The following is a 20,911-nucleotide window of genomic DNA, read 5'->3' on the forward strand; positions in this document are numbered from 1 at the left end:
TCCTTCGTACGGGTTCGGTGGAACGTGCCCGGGGGGACACCCTCGTGGCACGCGTGTCGGAACAGAGCGGACCAACGCAGCCCTACCCAGTCGACGGCCGCGCATTCCTGGCGAATCCGCTCCAGATCCCCCATCCGCATTGACACTCGCACCGTGCGAATGGTGGGCTCTGGCTCGTTCGTACGAGCGGGGGACGACTCGGGACGGGGAGGCTCCGTGCAGCTCAGGGGCAAGAAGCGGGCCACGGCGGCGGCGATCGCGGTCATGGGGACGCTCTTGGGCGGAGCGACCGCGTCCGGGCCTTTGGTGATGTCCGCCTCACCCTCCGCGCCCGACACGCCCGACCCGCCCGCGTCGAAGCCGGGGGCGGGGACCGCCTCGGCGAACGGCGCCGCGCCCGCCTCGTCCGGCGTCTCGCCCGGCCCGGTCCTCGATCCGGGCACCGACGCGCCGCGGACCGCCGCCGACGGGCCGGCCGTGTGGCCGCGCCCGCAGTCGATGAGGGCCGATCCGGCGCACGCGGTGCCGATGGGCACCGAGGCCGTGCTGGTGGCGGCGCCGGACGCCGACCCCTACGCCGCCGAGATCGTCCGGACCACCCTGCGCGGAGCCGGCATACGGACCCTGCACGAACGGGCCCCCGGGGACGCGCTGCCCGAACACGGCCTCGTCGTACACCTCCAGGGCCCCGACGCCATCGCCGCACTGCGGGCGCTGGGGGCGGCCGAGGCGGGGGACCTGCCCGCCGGCGGCTACCGCATCGCGGTGGGCAGAGTCGGCGACCGGAACACCGTCGCGCTGGCCGGCGTGGGCGACGACGGTCTCTTCAACGCGGCGCAGACGCTGCGTCAACTCCTCCCGACGGGTACCGCGAAGGCCCCCGGGGTGCGCGTACGGGACTGGCCGACGGCCCCCGTGCGCGGCGTCACCGAGGGCTTCTACGGGAACCCCTGGACCCGGGAGCAACGGCTCGCCCAACTCGACTTCATGGGACGCACCAAGCAGAACCGGCTGTTGCTGGCGCCCGGAGACGACACGTACCGCACCACGCGGTGGCGCGAGGACTACCCGCGCGAGCGGCAGACCGAGTTCCGGGCCCTCGCCGAGCGGGCCCGCGCCAACCGGGTGGTGCTCGGCTGGGCGGTGTCCCCGGGCCAGTCGATGTGCCTGTCCTCCGCGGCCGAGCGGGCGGCGCTCACCCGCAAGGTGGACGCCATGTGGGACCTGGGCTTCCGGGCGTTCCAGCTCCAGTTCCAGGACGTCAGCTACACGGAGTGGGGCTGCCTGGAGGACCGCGAGCGGTACGGAAGGGGCCCCACCGCCGCCGCGAAGGCGCACGCCGAGGTCGCGAACGAGCTGGCCGCGCACCTCGCCGCCCGCTATCCGGGGGCGCCCGCGCTGTCGCTGCTGCCGACCGAATACTTCCAGGACGGCTCCACCGGCTACCGGAGCGCGCTCGGCCGCGCGTTGGACGCGCGCGTGGAGGTCGCGTGGACGGGCGTCGGGGTGGTGCCCCGCACCATCACCGGCAGGGAACTGGCCGGGGCCCGGGCGGCCTTCGGACAGCATCCGCTGGTCACCATGGACAACTACCCGGTCAACGACTGGGATCCGGGCCGGATCTTCCTCGGCCCGTACACGGGACGGGACCCGGTGGTGGCCGGCGGCTCGGCGGGGCTGATGCTCAACGCGATGCCGCAGGGCACCCTGTCGCGCATCCCCGTGTTCACGGCGGCCGACTACGCGTGGAACCCCCGCGGCTACCGGGCGGGCGAGTCGTGGGCGGCGGCGGTACGCGATCTCGCGGGCCCGGACCCCCGGGCCCGCAAGGCGCTGGCCGCCCTCGCCGGGAACACCGCCTCGTCGGGACTCAAGCAGGAGGAGTCCGCCTACCTGAGGCCGCTCGTCGTGGAGTTCTGGCGGGCCCGCGCCGCGGGCGACCCGGCGGCCGGCGAACGGCTGCGCGCCGCCTTCACCGTGCTGCGCGAGGCCCCCTCCCGGCTGCCCGGCCTCACCGGCGAGGCCGGCCCGTGGCTGGACCGGCTGTCGGACTACGGAACCGCCGGCGAACTGGCCGTGGACGTGCTCCGGGCCCAGGCCCGGGGGGACGGCGCGGCCGCCTGGAAGGCCTCGCGCGCCCTGGCGCAGGCTCGCGCCGGGCTCGCGGAGGCCGGCGACACCCGGGTGGACACGGCCGTGCTGGACGCCTTCCTCACGAAGGCGACGGCCGAGGCGGACAGTTGGACGGGCGCGTCGCGGACCGTCGGCACGCTGTCGCGGGGCGACGACGCGTGGACCGTCCGACTGGACGGCGTACGCCCCGTGTCGGCGGTCACCGTCATGACGGACCCGCTCGCACCCGGGACGCGCGCCTCGGTGGAGGCACACGTACCGGGCGAGGGCTGGCGCAAGGTCGCCGACGCGGGCGCCTCCGGGTGGACCCAGGCCGACCTGCGAGGTCTGCGGGCCGACGCGGTACGGCTGGTCTGGCCCGGGGCCGCCCCGACCGTGCGCCACGTGGTGCCCTGGCTCGGGGACGGGCCCGCGGCCCGCTTCGATCTGGCCGGCGGCGGCCGGGCGGACGTGGAGATAGGCGGCGCCCCGCTGCGGGTGGCCGCGGACCTGTCCGCCCTGCGGCCCGGCGAGGTCCGCGGCCCGCTGTCGGCGGCCCCGCCGCCGGGGATCGCGGTCCGCGTCCCCGGCGAGGTGAAGGCCCCCCGGGGCACTCAGGTCAGCGTCCCGCTGGAGGTCACCGTCGCGGCCGGCACGCCGGCGGGGGTCTACTCCGTCCCGGTGACCTTCGCCGGTCAGTCGCGCACCCTGACGGTCCGGGCGGTGCCCCGCACGGGCGGCCCGGACCTACTGCGGGGCGCGAAGGCCTCCTCGTCCGGCAACGAGACGGCGGCCTTCCCCGCCTCGGCGGTGCTGGACGGCGCCGACACCACCCGGTGGTCGTCCCCGGCGGTGGACGGGGCGTGGTGGCAGGCCGAACTGGCGGCCCCCGCCCGGATCGGCCTGTTGACCCTGCGCTGGCAGGACGCGTACCCGTCCGCCTTCCGGGTCCAGACCTCCGCGGACGGGGTCACCTGGCACGCGGCGGCGACGGTCGCCTCCCGGGGCGGCACGGACACCGTCCACCTGGACGCGCCGGGGGCCCGGTTCGTCCGCGTCACGTGCGACAGGCGCGCGACGCGCTTCGGCTGCAGCCTCTGGTCGGCCACGGCCCGAGCGGTCACCCCCTGACGGACCGCCCGGATCCACGGCCTCGCCGGCGTTCGAGGCGCGGGCCCGGCACCATCAGCCCCACCGGCACCAGGCCCGGTCCGGCATTCTCAGCCCCGCCGGCGTTTGAGGCGCGGGCCCGGGCAGAGCCCGATGCCCCGCCGGCCAACCCAGCCCCGCCGGCGTTCGAGGCGCGAGTCCGGGCAGAGCCCGATGCCCCGCCGGTCAACCCAGCCCCGCCGGCGTTCGAGGCGCGAGTCCGGGCAGAGCCCGATGCCCGGCCGGCCAACCCAGCCCCGCCGGCGTTCGAGGCGCGGGTCCGGGCGAAGCCCGATGCCCGGCGGAGCCGGGGTTGCCTGGGGCTCCGCCCCAGACCCCGCGCCTCGAACGCCGGCGAGGCCGAAACGGTCCACCCCGGCACCACGCCGCGAGGCCGAGAACGTCCGGCACGGTCGTCCCCGTACCCCCGCCGGGAGGCTAGGAGGCGGCGGCCGTCGCCGTCACCCCGACCCCGATCCGATCGAGCGCGTCATCGGCCCCGTACGGCTGGAGGTACGGCATCCACCGCGGGTCCCGGTGGCCGGTGCCGATGATCCGCCAGGCGAGGCCCGACGGCGGTGCGGGCTGGTGCCGCAGCCGCCAGCCGAGCTCCAGCAGGTGGCGGTCCGCCTTGACGTGATTGCAGCGTCGGCACGCGGCGACGACGTTGTCCCACGCGTGCTGCCCGCCCCGGCTGCGCGGGATGACGTGGTCGACGCTGGTGGCGACGGCCCCGCAGTACATGCAGCGTCCGCCGTCTCGGGCGAAGAGCGCGCGGCGGGTGAGTGGAACGGGCCCCCGGTAGGGGACCCGCACGAAGCGCTTGAGCCGGACCACGCTGGGAGCGGGGACGGCTCTCGTCGCGCTGTGCAGAAAGGCGCCGGATTCTTCCAGGGAGACCGCTTTGTTCTCCAGGACGAGGACGAGCGCGCGGCGGAGCGGTACGACGCCGAGCGGCTCGTACGACGCATTGAGGACCAGGACGTGCGGCACGGACTGCCTCCTTGTACGCCGGCGGCGCGTGGCTCGCGCCGGGACGATCTGCTCTCCAGTCTCCCCTTATGGCAGGTCGAAGCGCCACCACGCGCCCGTAACGGGTCCGGGGTGTTTTCAACCACACCCGCTTCTCGCCGGGTGAGTCTGGTCTCTCCCTCCACGACGACAACAGGGTCGGGCGAGTGCCCCGTTAGTGTGGTTGGTCTGCCCCGCACAAACCTCTCGCGGGCAGACCGCTATGCCTGGAGGTTCCCGCCGTGCCCTCGCCCGCCACCCTGCTACCGCTGGCAGCGACCACCGACGACGCCGCGGAGAGCGTCACGAACGCCGCGGACTTCATAGAGCAGAACTGGGCCGATTGGCTGGCCATGGGGCTGCGGATCGTCTTCATCCTGGTGATCGCGTTCGCGATGCGCTCGGTGATCCGCAAGTCGCTGACCAAGCTCATATCCCGGATGAACCGGGGTGCGGCGGCCGTCGAGGGGACGACGCTGGGCGGGTTGCTGGTCAACGCGGAACGCCGGCGTCAGCGGTCCGAGGCGATCGGTTCGGTGCTGCGGTCGGTGGCCTCGTTCCTGATCCTCGGCACGGCGGTGCTGATGGTGCTCGCCGAGCTGAAGATCGATCTCGCGCCGCTGCTGGCGAGTGCCGGTGTGGCCGGTGTGGCGATCGGTTTCGGTGCGCGGAACCTGGTGACGGACTTCCTGTCCGGCGTGTTCATGATCCTCGAGGACCAGTACGGCGTCGGCGACAAGATCGACGCGGGGGTGGCCTCCGGTGAGGTCATCGAGGTCGGGCTGCGCGTGACGAAGCTGCGCGGCGACAACGGCGAGATCTGGTACGTCCGCAACGGCGAGATCAAGCGGATCGGCAACCTCAGCCAGGGCTGGGCCACGGCGGGCGTGGACGTGCAGGTCAAGCCGACCGAGCGGCTCTCCCACCTGCGCGAGGTGGTCCAGGAGGTCGCGGACGCCATGGCGAAGGAGTCCCCGTGGGACGAGCGCCTGTGGGGTCCGGTGGAGGTGCTGGGCCTGGACGAGGTGCTGCTGGCCTCGATGACGGTGAAGGTGGCGGCGAAGACGATGCCGGGCCAGCAGTTCGCCGTGGAGCGCGAGCTTCGCTGGCGGATCAAGGAGGCCTTCGACGCGGCGGGCATCCGGATCATCGGCGGGCTGCCGGACGCGGAGGAGGCCGAGGAGGCCGCCGACCCGTCGGCTTCCGTGGCGGCGCCGTCGGCGATGTCGAACCCGACGTCCCCGCAGGCGTTGGCCACCACGCCGATCCCCGGACCGAGCGCGCCCGGCAACCCCCGGATCACCAAGTAACCACCGCACCGATCACTTCCGCTGCCCCGCAGGTCACATCCTGTGGGGCAGCGCCATTGACAGGGCTCGAACGACGATAGGAAACTTACCTAACAGTTCATCTCGGTGAGGGAGAAACGCTCCATGCCCGCCGCCACCCCCGGTACGCCCAGCCTGTTGCGCGCCATGAACGACCGTGCCGCGCTGGAGCTGCTGCTGACGCACGGCCCCCTGTCGCGGACCCGGATCGGCCGGCTGACCGGACTGTCCAAGCCGACCGCCTCCCAACTGCTGGCCCGGCTGGAGGAGGCCGGACTGGTCGTGGCCACCGGCACCGACGGCGGCCGCCCCGGCCCGAGCGCCCAGTTGTACACGCTCAACGCCCGGGCCGCCCAAGTCGGCGGACTGGACGTCACCCCCGAACGGATCGTCGCGGCCGTGGCCGATCTGACCGGCACGGTGGTCGGCAGCTTCGAACTCCCCTACTCCGAGGGCGCCGACGCCGTCGACCAGGTCACCGAGGCGCTCGGCGAGGCCGTCAAGGCCGCCGGGCTCCAGCGCGGCGACCTGCACCGCCTCGCCATCGCCACCCCGGGCGCCTTCGACCCGCAGACCGGCCGGCTGCGGTACGCCGGCCACCTCCCCGGCTGGCACTCCCCCACCCTCCTCGACGAGCTGGCGGCGGCACTGCCCATGCCGGTCGAGTACGAGAACGACGTGAACCTGGCCGCCGTCGCCGAACAGCGGCTCGGCGCCGCCCGCGGCCACGAGGACTTCGTCCTGCTGTGGAACGAGGAGGGCCTGGGCGCCGCCCTGGTGCTCGGCGGCCGGCTGCACCGCGGCTGGACGGGCGGCGCGGGCGAGGTCGGCTTCCTCCCCGTGCCCGGGCATCCTCTGGTCCGGCAGGTCGCCCGCGCCAACACCGGCGGCTACCAGGAACTGGCGGGCGTACAGGTACTGCCCCGGCTCGCCGCCGAGCTGGGCATCGAGGTCCCGACCGGGCCCGAGGTCTCCGTCGGCGTCGCGCTGCTGGAGCGGGCCGCCGCCGAGCCCGAGGGCGCGCACCTGGGCTTCCTGCGCTCGTACGCCACCGCCCTCGCGACCGGTCTGGCCTCGCTGGTCTCCGTGCTCGACCCGGAGATCGTGGTCCTGTCGGGGGCCCTGATCAGCGCGGGCGGGGCGCCGCTGCACGCCCTGTTGGAGACCGAGCTGGCCGAGCTGGCCCCCTCCCGCCCCCGCCTGGTCGCCGGCGAGGTCCGCGAGCGGCCCGTCCTGCGGGGCGCGTTGGAGAGCGCCCTGGCCACGACCCGCGACGAGGTCTTCGACACCTCCCGGCGGTCCCTGCACCAGCCCCCGCGCTGACACCTTCCCCCCTCCCGAACCACCCCGGCACCCTCACGGAAGTTCCCTCCCGCAGAGAGCGAGCCCCGCCATGCCCAGAACCGGACGACCGCTCCTCACGGCCGCGCTCCTCGCGGCGATATCCGTACTCGCCGGGGCCTGTACGGGCCAGGGGGGATCCGCCGCCGCGGACGACCCGAAGGCCGAGGTCACGCTCAACTTCTGGCACGGCTGGTCCGCACCCGGCGAGGTGAAGGCCATCGAGGACAACATCGGCCGCTTCCGGCGGGCGCACCCCAACATCAAGGTCCGGATCACCGGCAACATGACCGACGACAAGATCAACCAGGCGTTGCGCGCGGGCGGGGACAAGGCCCCCGACGTGGTCTCCTCCTTCACCACCGACAGCGTCGGCAAGTTCTGCGACTCCGGCGCGTTCGCGGACCTGAACCCCTTCCTCGCCGAATCGGGCGTCGACAAGACGAAGGTCTTCCCCAAGACCCTGCTGGAGTACACCCGGTTCGACGACAACCAGTGCACGCTGCCGCTGCTGAACGACGCGTACGGCCTCGTCTACGACAAGACCGCCTTCGCCGCCGCCGGGATCACCGCACCCCCCAAGACCTGGAGCGAGTTCGTCGAGGTCGCGCAGAAGCTGACGGTGGCCCGCGGGGACACCTACGACCGGCTCGGCGTCATGCCGACCTTCCACGGCTACGAGACCACCCCCATGCGGCTGGCCGCGCAGTGGAGCCCGAGCTGGTTCGACGCCCGGGGCAGGTCGAACCTGGCCGCCGACCCGGGCTTCGCGCGGATGCTGGCCGCGCAGAAGGACCTGGTCGCCAAGTTGGGCGGTTACGAGAAGCTGGAGCGCTTCCGCAGCACCTTCGGCGACGAGTGGAGCGCCGAACACCCCTTCCACCGGGGCCGGGTCGCCATGCAGATCGACGGCGAGTGGCGGCCCGCGATGGCCAAGGAGGCGGGGGTGAGGTTCGAGATCGGGACGGCGCCGCTGCCCGTCCCGGACGACCGGCTCGCGGAGTACGGCAAGGGCTACCTCTCCGGCACGGTCATGGGCATCTCCGCGGCGAGCAGGAAGCAGAACGCCGCCTGGGAGCTGGTGAAGTACATGACCACCGACACCGACGCGGTGGTGGACTTCGCCAACGCCATCCACAACGTGCCCTCCACACTGGCCGCGCTGGAGTCCCCGCGGCTCCAGGTGACCCCCGAGTTCCGGACCTTCATCGACATCGCCCGGCACCCCGCATCGAGCACCACGCCGGCCCGGGCCGACGGCGGCACCTACCAACTGACCTTCCAGGACTTCGCGTACCGGGTCGAGAAGGGCGAGGTACCCGACATCGCGGCCGGTCTCGCCGCGACCGACCGGCAGATCGACACCGACATCGCGAAGGCCGGGCAGCCCCGATGACCACGCACACCCTGCGGGCGAAGCGCCGCGGGGCGAGGCTGCGCACCGCGGCCTTCATGTCGCCCTGGCTGATCGGGTTCGCGGTGTTCTTCGCCTATCCGCTGCTGTCCACCGTGTACTTCTCCTTCACCCGGTACGACGGCTTCCGTCCGCCCGTCTTCAACGGCCCGGACAACTGGACGTACGTGTTCTCGGACTATCCGCTGTTCTGGCCCGCGATGCGCAACACGCTCTGGCTGGTCGTGGTCATGGTGAGCTGCCGGGTCGTCTTCGGCCTCGGCGTCGGCCTGCTCATCACGCGGATCAAGACGGGCGCCGGGATCTTCCGGACCCTGTTCTACCTGCCCTGCCTGGCGCCGCCGGTGGCCGCGACCCTGGCCTTCGTCTTCCTGCTCAACCCGGGGACCGGGCCGGCCGACGTGCTGCTGGACTCGGTGGGGCTGCCCACGCCCGGCTGGTTCACCGACGCCGACTGGTCCAAGCCGGCGCTGACCGTGCTCGCCGTGTGGGGCGTGGGCGACCTGATGGTCATCTTCATGGCCGCGCTGCTCGACGTACCGAGGGAGCAGTACGAGGCCGCCGAGCTGGACGGGGCCGGTGCCCGGGCCCGGTTCCGGCACATCACCCTGCCGAACATCTCGCCGATCATCCTGTTCGCGGTGGTCACCGGGGTCATCCAGGCCATGCAGTACTACACCCAGCCGCTGGTGGCGGGGAAGGTCGCGGCGGGCGTCATCGGCGGCTCGGGGCAGCAGTTCGAGCCCGGCTACCCCGACCGGTCCACGCTGACGCTGCCGCAGGTCGTCTACAACGCCGGCTTCCAGCGCTTCGACTACGGGAGCGCGTCCGTGGTCGCGCTGGTCCTCTTCGCCCTCTCCATGGCCTTCACCGCGCTCCTCATGCGCCGCCGTGGCGGACTGATCGGATCCGGTGACTGACATGGCCGACTCGACCGTGCTCCCCCGGGGCCGCAAGCCGCTGCTGCACTGGGTCGCGGTGCACTCCCTGGGGGTGGCCGCCGCCCTGTTCTTCGTCCTCCCCTTCGTCTTCCTCTTCCTCACCTCGCTGATGAGCGATCAGCAGGCGCTGACCCGCGACCTGTGGCCGCGCACCTGGGAGTGGGACAACTACGTCCAGGTCTGGAACACCCCCGGATTCCTGACCTGGTGGCGCAACACGCTGCTGTACGCCGGACTCGGCACACTGCTGACCGTGGTGTCCTCGGTACCCGTCGCCTACGCGCTCGCCACGTTCCGCTTCCGCGGCCGGCGGCTGTCGCTGCTGCTGGTGATCGCCATGATGATGCTGCCGCCGCAGGTGGTGGTCATCCCCATGTACCTCTTCTGGGCGAAGCAGTTGGACCTGTCCGGCACCCTGTGGCCGCTGATCGTCCCGATGGCGTTCGGCGACGCCTTCTCGATCTTCCTGCTCCGCCAGTTCCTGCTGACCATCCCCGACGAGTACCTGGACGCGGCCCGCGTCGACGGCTGCGGCGAGGTGCAGACGCTGCTCCGCGTGGTCCTGCCGATGGCCAGACCGGGCATCGCGGCCGTCGCCCTGTTCCAGTTCTTCGCCGCCTGGAACGACTACTTCGGCCCCCAGATCTACGCCTCCGACAACCCGGCCGCCTGGACGCTCAGTTACGGCCTGGAGTCCTTCAAGGGCGCGCACCACACCAACTGGAACCTGACCATGGCCGCGACCGTACTGGTCATGGCCCCGGTGATCGTCCTCTTCTTCCTCGCCCAGAAGGCGTTCGTCGAGGGAGTCACCCTGACCGGAGTGAAGGGCTAGACACGATGAAACTCGCAGTGGTGGGCGGCGGTTCCACCTACACCCCCGAGCTGATCGACGGCTTCGCGCGGCTGCGCGACACCCTCCCCGTCCACGAACTGGTCCTGATCGACCCGGCCGCCGAACGGCTGGAGCTGATCGGCGGCCTCGCCCGGCGGATCCTCGCCCGCCAGGGTCACCCGGGGCTGATCACCACCACCTCCGACCTGGACGCGGGCGTGGCCGACGCCGACGCGGTGCTGATCCAACTGCGGATCGGCGGCCAGGCCGCCCGTCTCCAGGACGAGACCTGGCCGCTGGAGTGCGGCTGCGTCGGCCAGGAGACGACCGGCGCGGGCGGCCTCGCCAAGGCGCTGCGCACGGTCCCGGTGGTCCTGGACATCGCCGAGCGGGTGCGGCGCGCCAACCCGGACGCCTGGATCATCGACTTCACCAACCCGGTCGGCATCGTCACCCGCGCCCTGCTGAAGGCCGGCCACAAGGCGGTCGGGCTGTGCAACGTCGCCATCGGCTTCCAGCGGAAGTTCGCGGCGCTGCTGGACGTGGCCCCCTCCGAGATCCACCTCGACCACGTCGGGCTCAACCACCTGACCTGGGAGACCGCCGTACGCCTCGGCGGTCCCGGGGGCACGGACGTGCTGCCGGGGCTGCTCGCCGAACACGGGGACGCGGTCGCCGCCGACCTGCGCCTGCCGCGCGCGGTGCTGGACCGGCTCGGCGTGGTCCCCTCGTACTACCTGCGCTACTTCTACGCCCACGACGCGGTGGTGCGGGAGCTCGGCGAGAAGCCCTCGCGGGCCGCCGAGGTCGCCGCGATGGAGAAGGAACTGCTGGCGCTGTACGGGGACCCGGCGCTGGACGAGAAGCCGGCGCTGCTGGCCAAGCGGGGCGGGGCCTTCTACTCGGAGGCGGCCGTGGACCTGGCCGCGGCGCTGCTGGGCGGCGGCGGCCCGTCCACGCAGGTGGTCAACACCCTCAACAACGGGACCCTGCCGTTCCTCGCGGACGACGCGGTCATCGAGGTACAGGCCCTGGTCGACGGCTCGGGGCCGGTGCCGCTGGCCGTGTCGCGCCCGGACCCGCTGTACGCCGGGCTGATCTCGCACGTCACCGCGTACGAGGACCTCGCGCTGGACGCGGCCCTGCGCGGGGGGCGCGAGCGGGTCTTCCGGGCGCTGCTCGCGCACCCGCTGGTGGGACAGTTCGATCTCGCCGAGGGGCTGACCGACCGGCTGCTCGCGCACAACAAGGAGCACCTGGCATGGGCGTGAGCCGGCCCGGCCCGGCGGCGGTCCTGGCCGTCGACGCGGGCAACAGCAAGACCGACGTGGCGCTGATCGCGGCGGACGGCACGGTGCTCGGCACCGGGCGGTCGGGGGGCTTCCAACCGCCCCGGGTCGGGGTCGAACCGGCCGTGGACGTGCTCGGTCGGGCCGTCGCGGAGGCCGCCGAGGCCGCCGGCCTGCCCCGGCCGCGGCCGGGCGCCCCGTACGCCGCGCGGGTCTCGGCCTGCCTGGCCAACGCCGACCTGCCGGTCGAGGAACGCCGGCTGGCGGACGCGATCGGCGCGCGCGGCTGGGGCGCGGCGACCGAGGTGCGCAACGACACCTTCGCCGTCCTGCGGGCGGGGCTCCCGGACACCGGGCCGCCGCGCGGGGTCGCGGTGGTGTGCGGGGCCGGCATCAACTGCGTGGGGATGCTTCCCGACGGGCGGACCGCGCGGTTCCCGGCGGTCGGCCGGATCTCCGGCGACTGGGGCGGCGGGGTCGGCCTCGTCGAGGAGGCCGTGTGGTGGGCGGCCCGCGCCGAGGACGGCCGGGGCGGCCCGACGGAGCTGGCGCGGGCGCTGCCCGGGCACTTCGGGCTGGGCTCCATGTACGAGTTGATCGAGGCCCTGCACCTGGGCGGGGCGCCCCGGTGGCGGACGCACGAACTGGTGCCGGTGCTGTTCGCGGTGGCCGCCGCGGGCGATCCGGTGGCGGCGGCGATCGTGGACCGGCAGGCGGACGAGGTGGTCACGATGGCCTCGGTGGCGTTGGGCCGCCTCGACCTGCTGGGCGAGGCGGTTCCCGTCGTGCTGGGCGGCGGTGTGCTCGCGGCCGGGCATCCGCGGCTGAACGGGCGGATCGAGGCGGGGCTCGCCGAACGGGCTCCGCTGGCCCGGATGTCGGTGATCGTGGCACCGCCGGTGCTGGGGGCGGGGCTGCTGGGGCTGGACGCGCTGGACGCGCCTGCCGGGGCCCGTGAAAAACTCCGTGCCCATTTCGGGTGAACCGGCCCCGGGGGGCGTCCCGTCTGGAACCGTGGCGGTCGTGTGGACGTATACACGGTGAAGGGGTGGCGGGAGCGGCGGGGCGGGGGGCCCGGCGACGACACCGGGGGCGGGCTCGGGACGTATCACCCGAGAGCCGACACCGGGTGCTGTGGTTGACCTCCACTACGTCCATACTGCTGCGACGGGGGTACCTTCCAGCGGTGGCTGGGGGATTTCAGGACCGAGGGGGAGGTCACGGTGGCCATCACATCACGCGCGCCCGCGCCCGGCGGCGGTGTCTTGGCGCCGCCCGCCGGGCCGCCCGCGGGAGCGCCCGAACCGCCCGGTCGGGGAACGGCCTGGGCCGAGGGCGTGGAGCGGCTGCGTGAGGCGGCGACCACCGAACCGGGCCGGCTGCGGATCATCGGGGCCGTGCTGGCCGCCCTGGTCGTGCTGTTCGGCGCGGTCACCGTGTGGGAGATCTCCGACCGGGCCACCGCGGCAGACGACGTGGTGGGCCACAGTCAGCCGCTCAGCGCGGACGCGGCGAACATCTACCGCTCGCTGGCGGACGCGGACACGGCCTCCTCCAGTGGGTTCCTCGCCGGCGCCCAGGAACCCCGCGAGGTCCGCCAGAGGTACGAGAAGGACATCGCCAACGCCTCCCGACTCCTGGTGAGCGCGGCGGCCAACACCGGCGCCGGCGGAGAGTCCCGCAAGGAGATAGCGCTCCTCGGCGAGGAGCTGCCCCGCTACACCGGGCTGATCGAGCAGGCCCGGGCCACGAACCGGCAGGGGCTGCCGCTCGGCGGCGCCTACCTGCGGTACGCCAACGAGCGCATGAGCACCGTGTTGTTGCCGGCGGCCCAGCGGCTCTACGAGGCGGAGACGGGTCGCCTCTACACCGACTACGACGACGCCCGCTCCTGGCCGTTCGCCTCGATCGGCGCGGGTCTGCTCGGCATCGGCGCCCTGGCGTGGGCGCAGCGACGCAACTACCGGCGCACCAACCGGGTCTTCAACCACGGCCTCGTCGCGGCGACGGCCGCCTCGATCGTGGTGCTCATGTGGCTCGTCGTCGGGCACACGGTCGCCCGATCGGGGCTGAGCGAGGCCCGGTCGGACGGGCAGGAGTCCCTCAAGGTGCTCAACGACGCGCGGATCGCCTCCCTCCAGGCGCGGGCCAACGAGAACCTCACGCTGGTGGCTCGGGGCGCGGTGCTGGCCGAGGACAAGAAGTCCGACAAGTACGACGTGGACTACACGAAGAACATGAGGGAACTGGACGCCGGGCTGTCGGCGGCGCTGCGGCTGGCCGACGACGACAGCGGCGAGGAGCCGGTCTCCAAGGCCGTCGCCGGTGTGACGCAGTGGAAGCAGCGGCACGCGTCGGCCCGGGAGAGCGACATGCGGGGCGACTACGACCTCGCGCTCGTCCAGGTGGTCGGCGACAAGGACCACAAGGACAGCAGCGGGGCCTCCTTCGACACCGTGGACGCCTCCCTGGAGCAGGCCGTGGTCCACGAGCAGCGGGAATTCACTCAGGCGGCCCGGGGCGGTCTCGGGGCGCTGGGCGGGCTGACGACGGGAGCGGCGGCCCTGGCGGTCGTCGGCGCGGCGGCGGCACTGCTCGGCATCGGTCGCAGGCTTTCGGAGTACAGGTGAGATCGATGCGGATACGAGCGGGGCGCGAGCAGGGGCACGGAGCGGACGGCGACGCCGGCGCGGACGGCCGGACCGGGGCGACCGCCGGCGCCGGCGGGGCGAGCGGGCCGCGTCGGGTGACGCGCCGCCTGCGCGGCTGGGGCGGGGTGAGCGCGATGGCCGCCGCCTGCGCGGTGACGGCCGTCGCCGTGCTGCTGCCGCTGGCCCACGCCACGCCGGACACCGGCGGTTCCGGCCCGGTCCGCCCGCCCGCGACGATGGCCATCGCGCCGGCGGTCCCGGCCGACACCTGCCAGGACCCGGAGGCCAGCCTGCGCCCGTCCGGCGTCGACGGCCCGACCATCGAACGGATCCGGCAGGCGGGCAAGCTCGTCGCGGGCGTGGACCAGAACAGCTTCAAATGGGGCTACCGCAATCCCGACGGTCACCTCGACGGCTTCGACATCGCGCTGGTGAAGGCCATCGCCAAGGACATCCTGGGCGACGAGAACGCGGTGATCTACCGGGCCATCCCCACCAGCCAGCGCGTGCCGGCCCTCCAGGAGAACCGCGTCGACGTCGTCGTGCGCACCATGACGATCAACTGCAAGCGGCTGGAGGACGTCGCCTTCTCGACGGCGTACTTCGAGGCGGGGCAGCAGGTCCTGGCTCCCAAGGGTTCGCCGATCACCGGGTACGACACCTCCCTGAACGGCCGCCGGATCTGCACGGCGACCGGTTCCACCGCCGAGAGCGCGCTCAAGTCCCAGTCGTACGGGTCGCGGTCCGTCTCGGTGTCGAACCAGTTGGACTGCCTGGTGCGCCTCCAGCTCGGCGAGGTGGACGGCATCATCACCGACAACGCGCTCGCCGCCGGCCAGGCCGCGCAGGACCCGTCGGTGCGACTGGTCGGCTCCCCGTTCACCCGGGAGTTCTACGGCGTCGCGATGAACAAGGACGCCTCCGATCTGGTGCGCCGGGTCAACAAGGTGCTGGAGGACTACCGCGCGGGCGGCGACGGCAGCCCCTGGATGCAGTCCTATCGCAAGCACCTGGAGGCCGTGCTGCCCAAGGTGACCGCCCCGCCCGCGCCCAAGTACCGGGACGGCTGAGGCCCGTGACGGAGGCAGAGCCCTACATGAGCGGTGTGGTCGGACCGGGTCGTCCGCAGGAGGGTCCGGCGGTCATGGACGGGGACGGCGTGGACCGCGCGCTGAGCCGTCTCGCCGCGGAGCACGAGGCGGTCGAGACCTCCCTGCTGGCCCTCCAGGACCACTCCGGGCGGCGGCTGCTGGAGGGCGCCGCGCTCACCGGGATCACGAAGGAGCGCTGGACCGCCGCCGACGCGGCGATCACCCGGCTGTGGACGCTCTTCGACGCCTACAGCGGGGCGCTGCGCGCCGCCCGGGAGATCCGCGAACGCCGCCGCCGGCCGAGCCGCGAGGACCTGGTCGAGTTGACGGAGCGGCTGCGCGGGCCGGGTGTGCTGATCGCCGGCGCCGGGGTGGAGGGCGCCGCGCTCGCCGAGCGACTGTCGCTGGCGGAGCTGGTGGCCCGGATGAACGAGTTGTACGCGTCCTCCCTGGACATGGTGGTCGCCGCCGACTCGGTCTGGTCGGCGTTGCCCGCGCGGATCGACCTGCTCGCCGCCGAGCTGCACCGGACGCGCTCCCTGGCGCGCTCGGTGGGCATCCGGCCGGGCGAGCACCCTTCGGGGGACGACCTGGAGGAGATCACCGCGGAGCTGACGGAGCTGCGCGCGGGGGTGATCGCGGATCCGCTGGCGTTCTGGTCGGCGGCCGCGGGTAGCTCCGCCCCGGGCGGCGGCCGTCCGGACACCGGGCGCTACGACCGGGCGGCCCGCGCCCTGGACGACGTGCGCCGGGAGATCGAGGCGGTCCTCGACGTACGGCAGGACTCCGAGCAGCGCCTGATCAGCCTGCGGGACGTGCTCTCGCGGGCCGACCGGACGCTGGCCGAGGCGCGGACGGCGCGCGGCGAGGTGCTGGCGAAGATCGCGGCGTCGGAGGTGCCCGCGGTCAGCGGGCCGCCGACCGCCCTGCAGGAACAGTTGGCCGCGGCGGCCGAGTACCGGCGGCAGTCCCAGTGGCACCGGTTGTCGCCCCTGTTGGAGTCGCTGGAGGAACGGGCCGACGAGGAACTGCGCAGGGCCCGCGAGTCGTTGACCGCCGTGACGGCCCCGCTCGCGGTGCGGGCGGAGCTGCGCGGCCGGCTGGACGCGTACAAGGCGAAGGTGGCCCGGCTCGGCATGGCCGAGGATCCGCTGCTCATCGAGCGGTACGACACGGCCCGACGGATGTTGTGGAGCGCTCCCTGCGATCTGCGGGCCGCCGAGGAGGCCGTGCTGCGCTACCAGTGGGCGGCGGCCGAATCGTCGGCCCCACCACCGCCGCGACACGCGCCGCTCCCACCGGGAGCGGCGCCCGCCGACCGCTCCGATGAACACCGGCCCCACCGGCCGGGGAAGGATGACGCATGAGCCCGAGCGGAACCGCGTGCGGTCGCCCCGGCTGCCCGGGGACGTACGAGGACATGGGTGGCGGCGAGCTGTACTGCGACACCTGCGGGCTGGCGCCGATCGGCTCCGTCGCGGCGGGTGCGGAGGAGCTGGTCTCGCCGCCGACGGGGATGACGAGCGCGGCGCGCCACGGTGACTCCCGGGGCTCCGCGGGCTCCCGGGGCTCGGAGCGTTCGGGCTCCTCGACCTCCGCGCGGTCCTCCCGGTCCTCCCGGTCCTCGTCCTCGCGGCGCTCGGTGTCCGGGCGGCTGTCGCGGTCCCTGTCGGGAGCCGCCTCCACCCGCTCGGTGTCGGTGCGCAGTTCGGGTTCGGCGCCCTCGGTCTCGGGGCGCGGCCGGCTCGGGGCCGGGCTGGTGAACGTACCGGAGGTGCCCCGTCCGGACCCCTCGGCGGCGGTGCTGGAGAACCCGGAGGTCCCGGAGCGCAAGCGGTTCTGCTCCCGCTCGGACTGCGGGGCCCCGGTGGGCCGGGCGCGCGGCGAGCGGCCCGGCCGGACGGAAGGGTTCTGCACCAAGTGCGGGCACCCGTACTCCTTCGTGCCCAAGCTGCGCGCCGGCGACGTGGTGCGCGGCCAGTACGAGGTCGCGGGCTGCCTCGCGCACGGCGGACTCGGCTGGGTGTACCTGGCGGTGGACCGGGCGGTGTCGGACCGCTGGGTCGTCCTCAAGGGCCTGCTGGACACCGGGGACCAGGACGCGATGGAGGCGGCGATCTCCGAACGGCGCTTCCTCGCGGAGATCGAGCACTCCAACATCGTGCGGATCTACAACTTCGTGGAGCACCTGGACCAGCGGACCGGTTCGCTGGACGGGTACATCGTCATGGAGTACGTCGGCGGCAAGTCGCTGAAGGAGATCGCCAACGAGCGCCGCCGGCCGGACGGCAGACGCGATCCGCTGCCGGTGGAGCAGGCCTGCGCGTACGGGATCGAGGCGCTGGAGGCGCTCGGCCACCTGCACAGCAGGAACCTCCTGTACTGCGACTTCAAGGTCGACAACGCGATCCAGCAGCAGGACCAGTTGAAGCTCATCGACATGGGCGCGGTCCGGCGGATGGACGACGACGAGTCGGCCATCTACGGCACGGTGGGCTATCAGGCCCCGGAGGTCGCGGAGACGGGCCCGTCGGTGGCCTCCGACCTGTACACGGTGGCGCGCACGCTGGCCGTGCTGACCTTCGACTTCCAGGGCTACACGAACGTGTTCGTGGATTCCCTGCCCGATCCCGAGCACATCGAGGTCTTCGGGCGGTACGAGTCCTTCTACCGGCTGCTGGTACGGGCCACCGACCCCGACCCCGGGCGGCGGTTCGCCTCCGCGCAGGAGATGGCCGACCAGCTGACCGGGGTGCTGCGCGAGGTCGTGGCGCTGCAGACGGGCAAGCCCCGGCCGCAGTTGTCCACGCTGTTCGGGCCGGAACTGCACGTCCCGGACAACCGGCTGTTCGCCGACGAGGCGGGGGCGGAGGTGTCCCGGCTGGGGGCGCGCTCCACCGCGCCGAAGGGCCGACCAGGCCGATCCGGCCGATCCCCGGCGCCGGTCGCCGCCGCGCCGCTCGCGCCGTTGCCCGCGCCGGCGGGGCCCGTACCGATGGCGTCGGTACCGATGACGCCCGGACCGATGGCGTCCGGGCCGATGGCCTCCGTATACGCGGGGGGTGCCCCCGCGTCGGCCCCGGCTGCCGTCCTGGGGACCACCGCCACGCACGTGTCGGCCGCCGCTCCGCCCCTGCCCCGGCAGGCGGCCGCCCCGGCCGCACCCGCCCCGGGCCCGACCCTCCTGACCGCGCCGGTGCCCCGGCAGGCCCACGGGCCGCTGCACGCCGGCATCGGCCTCGCGACCCTGGACGCCCGGAGCGCGGCGTTGGCCCTGCCGGTGCCGTTGGTGGACCCGGCCGACCCCAACGCCGGGTTCCTGACCGGTCTGCTCGCCTCCGCTCCCGCCGACCTGCTGGGCGCGCTGGGCGCGGCGCCCGCCGACTCGGCCGAGTTGCGGCTGCGGGAGCTGCGGGCCCGGCTCGAACTGGGCGAGTTGGCCGTGGCCGGACAGGCCCTGCTCGAACTGGAAGTGCGACATCCGGACGACTGGCGGGTGGTGTGGACGCGCGGCATCGCCTCGCTGGCGATCGGGGACGACGAGACGGCCGCCCTGTCCTTCGACGCGATCTACGACGCCTTTCCGGGGGAGCCGGCGCCGAAGCTGGCCCTGGGCCTGTGCGCGGAGGTCCTGGGCCAGTTGGACAACGCCGCCGAGTACTACCGGCTGGTGTGGATCACCGATCCCGGTTTCGTCAGCGCGGCCTTCGGGCTGGCGCGGGTCCAGTTGGCCGCCGGCGACCGGGCGGGGGCCGTACGCACCCTCGAATCGGTGCCGGAGGCGTCGATCCACCACACCGCCGCCCGGGTGGCGGCCGTACGGGCACGCCTGCGCGACCGCTCCCCTGAGGAGGCGCTGCTGCCCGACCTGAAGGCGGCTGCCGCGCAGGTCGAGGCGTTGGCGCGGTTCGGGCTCGACGCCGAACGGCACGAACGGCTGTCGACCGAGGTTCTGGGGTCGGCGCTGGACTGGGTACTGTCGGGTGGCCGGGGTGCAGACCCCGGTCGGACCTCGTTGCTCGGCAGTCAACTGGACGAGCGGGGGCTGCGCTTCGGCTTGGAGCGCTCGTACCGCGTCCTCGCTCGGCTGGCGCAGCGGGGCGAGGAGAGGATCGAACTGGTGGAGCGGGCAAACCGTTTCCGTCCCCGGACGTGGGTGTGATTGATGTCGATGCATCGGCCGTCGGGCTGCCCCAGCTGCGCTGAGCCCCTGGAAGAGGGGGACCGTTTCTGCGGCGTGTGCGGATACGCCCTCTCTTCCCCAACCGGGTCTGCGGATCCCGATCCGACCCTCCCGATCACCGCGCCCGCGCCCGCTCCGCCGGGCGACGCCGGTGCGGGTCGCGGCACCTCCGGGTATCCGGCCGGCGCGCCCGCGCCGGGCTGGGGCAGTGTCGCGGGCGCCGCCCCGACCCTCGTCGGGGATCCGGCCGGCTGGACCGGGGAACCGGCCCAGTCGACTCCCGGCACCCCGTGGGGCCCGGGTGGGGCGTCGTACGGCTCGTCCCCGGAGCAGCAGCCGGGTCACGCCGCCGCGCAGCGCCCGTCGGACGGCCGCGGCGCGTCGTACGGCGCCGCCGCCGCGCCCCCCGAGGGCGCTCCCTGGGGGGCCGCCGAACCGCCGTCCGGGCACCCCGAGCCCCCGGCCGGGGGATCCGACCCGGGCCACGAGGCACCGGCCGGTCCCGCCCCGCACGGCTTCGGCGACGCGGGCGAGCGGTACGACCCGCCCGTCCCGGCGCCCGCCGCTCCCGTCGGCGCGGGCGCTCCCGCGAGCCCCGCCGGTGGCGACGCCGGCAAGACCTGCGTGGCCTGCCGCGCCGGCCGGGTGGACACCGACGGGTACTGCGAGCACTGCGGCCACGCCCAGCCCCGCGAGCGCGACCATCTGGAGGAGGAGCTCGGCAGCGTCGCCGCGGTCAGCGACCGCGGGCTGCGCCACCACCGCAACGAGGACTCCTTCGCGGTGGCCGCGACGGCCCTTCCCGACGGTTCCGCGGCCACCGTGGCGATCGTCTGTGACGGCGTCTCCTCCGCCAGCCGTCCCGACGAGGCCTCGGCCGCCGCCGCAGGCGCCGCCAACGAGGCGCTGTTGGAGGCTCTCCCCCGGGGCGCGCACCCCGTGGAGGCCATGCACGAGGCGATCCTGGCGGCTGCCGCCGCGGTGAACGCACTGGCCCCGGAGGTGCCCGGCGCCCAGAACGCCCCCGCCTGCACCCTGGTCGGCGCCGTGGTCAGCGGTGGCCTGCTCACCATCGGCTGGGTCGGCGACAGCCGCGCGTACTGGGTCCCCGACGACCGGGCCGCGCTCCCCCGGCGGCTCACCGAGGACGACTCCTGGGCGGCGCAGATGGTCGCGGCCGGCCTGATGGGCGAGGCCGAGGCGTACGCCGACGCCCGGGCCCACGCCATCACCGGCTGGCTCGGCGCCGACGCGTACGACCTCGAACCGCACACCGCCAGCTTCAAGCCCGACCACCCGGGCGTGGTCGTGGTCTGCACCGACGGCCTGTGGAACTACGCCGAGTCCGCCAGGGATCTGGCCAGGATCCTGCCGCGGGACGCGGCGGTCCGGCCGCTGCACAGCGCGCAGGTGCTGGTCGGGCACGCCCTCGACGGGGGCGGCCACGACAACGTCACCGTCGCCGTCGTGCCGTTCGCGGCCCTGCCGGACGCGACGTCGGCGGCACAACCGGAACCGCAAGCGGAAGCGGATCCGCGCGCCCAGGCCTGATCTTCGACCGATCCT

General features: G+C 73.9%; 14 protein-coding genes. 13 read left to right on the top strand and 1 reads right to left on the bottom strand.

Going from position 1 to position 20,911, the window contains the following annotated elements:
- The first annotated feature begins 216 nt into the window (after nucleotides 1-216).
- Nucleotides 217-3,243, top strand: coding sequence for a beta-N-acetylglucosaminidase domain-containing protein (locus ACFYW3_RS08175; protein ID WP_389385861.1), 3,027 nt, complete (start codon nucleotides 217-219; stop codon nucleotides 3,241-3,243).
- A 456-nt stretch (nucleotides 3,244-3,699) separates the two neighbouring features.
- Here ACFYW3_RS08175 and ACFYW3_RS08180 read toward each other — a convergent pair whose 3' ends face one another.
- The gene (locus ACFYW3_RS08180) at nucleotides 3,700-4,254 is read right to left on the bottom strand and encodes an HNH endonuclease (protein ID WP_267799393.1); all 555 of its coding nucleotides are present in this window, start codon (nucleotides 4,252-4,254) and stop codon (nucleotides 3,700-3,702) included.
- Nucleotides 4,255-4,514: 260 nt separating this feature from the next.
- Here ACFYW3_RS08180 and ACFYW3_RS08185 point away from each other — a divergent pair, with 260 nt between their 5' ends.
- The 12 genes from ACFYW3_RS08185 (at nucleotide 4,515) to ACFYW3_RS08240 (ending at nucleotide 20,896) form a co-directional block, all read left to right on the top strand.
- Complete coding sequence (locus tag ACFYW3_RS08185) at nucleotides 4,515-5,582, top strand: mechanosensitive ion channel family protein (protein WP_351763382.1); 1,068 nt, start codon at nucleotides 4,515-4,517, stop codon at nucleotides 5,580-5,582.
- Nucleotides 5,583-5,705: 123 nt separating this feature from the next.
- Complete coding sequence (locus ACFYW3_RS08190; RefSeq protein WP_389385862.1) at nucleotides 5,706-6,923, top strand: ROK family protein; 1,218 nt, start codon at nucleotides 5,706-5,708, stop codon at nucleotides 6,921-6,923.
- A 70-nt stretch (nucleotides 6,924-6,993) separates the two neighbouring features.
- On the top strand, nucleotides 6,994-8,337 hold the full coding sequence (locus tag ACFYW3_RS08195; protein ID WP_389385864.1) for an ABC transporter substrate-binding protein: 1,344 nt from the start codon (nucleotides 6,994-6,996) through the stop codon (nucleotides 8,335-8,337).
- Nucleotides 8,334-9,275 carry a sugar ABC transporter permease gene (locus ACFYW3_RS08200; protein WP_351763386.1) on the top strand — a complete coding sequence of 314 codons (942 nt, stop codon included), beginning with the start codon at nucleotides 8,334-8,336 and terminating at the stop codon, nucleotides 9,273-9,275. The genes ACFYW3_RS08195 and ACFYW3_RS08200 overlap by 4 nt, the downstream gene beginning before the upstream one ends.
- A gap of 1 nt (nucleotide 9,276) precedes the next feature.
- Nucleotides 9,277-10,131 (top strand): carbohydrate ABC transporter permease, encoded by an 855-nt coding sequence (locus ACFYW3_RS08205; protein ID WP_389385865.1) that lies wholly within the window; start codon nucleotides 9,277-9,279, stop codon nucleotides 10,129-10,131.
- A 5-nt stretch (nucleotides 10,132-10,136) separates the two neighbouring features.
- Nucleotides 10,137-11,402, top strand: a complete 1,266-nt coding sequence (locus ACFYW3_RS08210) for a 6-phospho-beta-glucosidase (RefSeq protein WP_389385866.1) — start codon at nucleotides 10,137-10,139, stop codon at nucleotides 11,400-11,402.
- Nucleotides 11,393-12,403 carry a BadF/BadG/BcrA/BcrD ATPase family protein gene (locus ACFYW3_RS08215; protein WP_351763390.1) on the top strand — a complete coding sequence of 337 codons (1,011 nt, stop codon included), beginning with the start codon at nucleotides 11,393-11,395 and terminating at the stop codon, nucleotides 12,401-12,403. Before ACFYW3_RS08210 ends, ACFYW3_RS08215 begins: the two co-directional genes overlap by 10 nt.
- 240 nt (nucleotides 12,404-12,643) lie before the next feature.
- Nucleotides 12,644-14,050 (top strand): hypothetical protein, encoded by a 1,407-nt coding sequence (locus tag ACFYW3_RS08220; protein ID WP_389385867.1) that lies wholly within the window; start codon nucleotides 12,644-12,646, stop codon nucleotides 14,048-14,050.
- 155 nt (nucleotides 14,051-14,205) lie between these two features.
- Nucleotides 14,206-15,141: a glutamate ABC transporter substrate-binding protein gene (locus tag ACFYW3_RS08225; RefSeq protein WP_351757862.1), complete on the top strand. Its 936-nt coding sequence runs from the start codon at nucleotides 14,206-14,208 to the stop codon at nucleotides 15,139-15,141.
- A 26-nt stretch (nucleotides 15,142-15,167) separates the two neighbouring features.
- Nucleotides 15,168-16,529, top strand: coding sequence for a hypothetical protein (locus tag ACFYW3_RS08230; protein ID WP_389385978.1), 1,362 nt, complete (start codon nucleotides 15,168-15,170; stop codon nucleotides 16,527-16,529).
- Nucleotides 16,526-19,324, top strand: a complete 2,799-nt coding sequence (locus tag ACFYW3_RS08235) for a tetratricopeptide repeat protein (protein ID WP_389385868.1) — start codon at nucleotides 16,526-16,528, stop codon at nucleotides 19,322-19,324. The genes ACFYW3_RS08230 and ACFYW3_RS08235 overlap by 4 nt, the downstream gene beginning before the upstream one ends.
- A 3-nt stretch (nucleotides 19,325-19,327) precedes the next feature.
- Nucleotides 19,328-20,896 carry a protein phosphatase 2C domain-containing protein gene (locus tag ACFYW3_RS08240; RefSeq protein WP_389385869.1) on the top strand — a complete coding sequence of 523 codons (1,569 nt, stop codon included), beginning with the start codon at nucleotides 19,328-19,330 and terminating at the stop codon, nucleotides 20,894-20,896.
- Nucleotides 20,897-20,911 lie beyond the last annotated feature (15 nt).

Source organism: Streptomyces sp. NPDC002602, assembly GCF_042889445.1.
Classification (GTDB): Bacteria; Actinomycetota; Actinomycetes; order Streptomycetales; family Streptomycetaceae; genus Streptomyces.

What these genes read in the sequence shown, in the direction of transcription:
- ACFYW3_RS08240 (WP_389385869.1), top strand. Translation starts at nt 19,328, where the DNA reads ATGTCGATGCATCGGCCGTCGGGCTGCCCCAGCTGCGCTGAGCCCCTG.
- ACFYW3_RS08225 (WP_351757862.1), top strand. Translation starts at nt 14,206, where the DNA reads ATGGCCGCCGCCTGCGCGGTGACGGCCGTCGCCGTGCTGCTGCCGCTG.
- ACFYW3_RS08210 (WP_389385866.1), top strand. Translation starts at nt 10,137, where the DNA reads ATGAAACTCGCAGTGGTGGGCGGCGGTTCCACCTACACCCCCGAGCTG.
- ACFYW3_RS08235 (WP_389385868.1), top strand. Translation starts at nt 16,526, where the DNA reads ATGAGCCCGAGCGGAACCGCGTGCGGTCGCCCCGGCTGCCCGGGGACG.
- ACFYW3_RS08195 (WP_389385864.1), top strand. Translation starts at nt 6,994, where the DNA reads ATGCCCAGAACCGGACGACCGCTCCTCACGGCCGCGCTCCTCGCGGCG.
- ACFYW3_RS08200 (WP_351763386.1), top strand. Translation starts at nt 8,334, where the DNA reads ATGACCACGCACACCCTGCGGGCGAAGCGCCGCGGGGCGAGGCTGCGC.
- ACFYW3_RS08205 (WP_389385865.1), top strand. Translation starts at nt 9,277, where the DNA reads ATGGCCGACTCGACCGTGCTCCCCCGGGGCCGCAAGCCGCTGCTGCAC.
- ACFYW3_RS08190 (WP_389385862.1), top strand. Translation starts at nt 5,706, where the DNA reads ATGCCCGCCGCCACCCCCGGTACGCCCAGCCTGTTGCGCGCCATGAAC.
- ACFYW3_RS08215 (WP_351763390.1), top strand. Translation starts at nt 11,393, where the DNA reads ATGGGCGTGAGCCGGCCCGGCCCGGCGGCGGTCCTGGCCGTCGACGCG.
- ACFYW3_RS08230 (WP_389385978.1), top strand. Translation starts at nt 15,168, where the DNA reads ATGAGCGGTGTGGTCGGACCGGGTCGTCCGCAGGAGGGTCCGGCGGTC.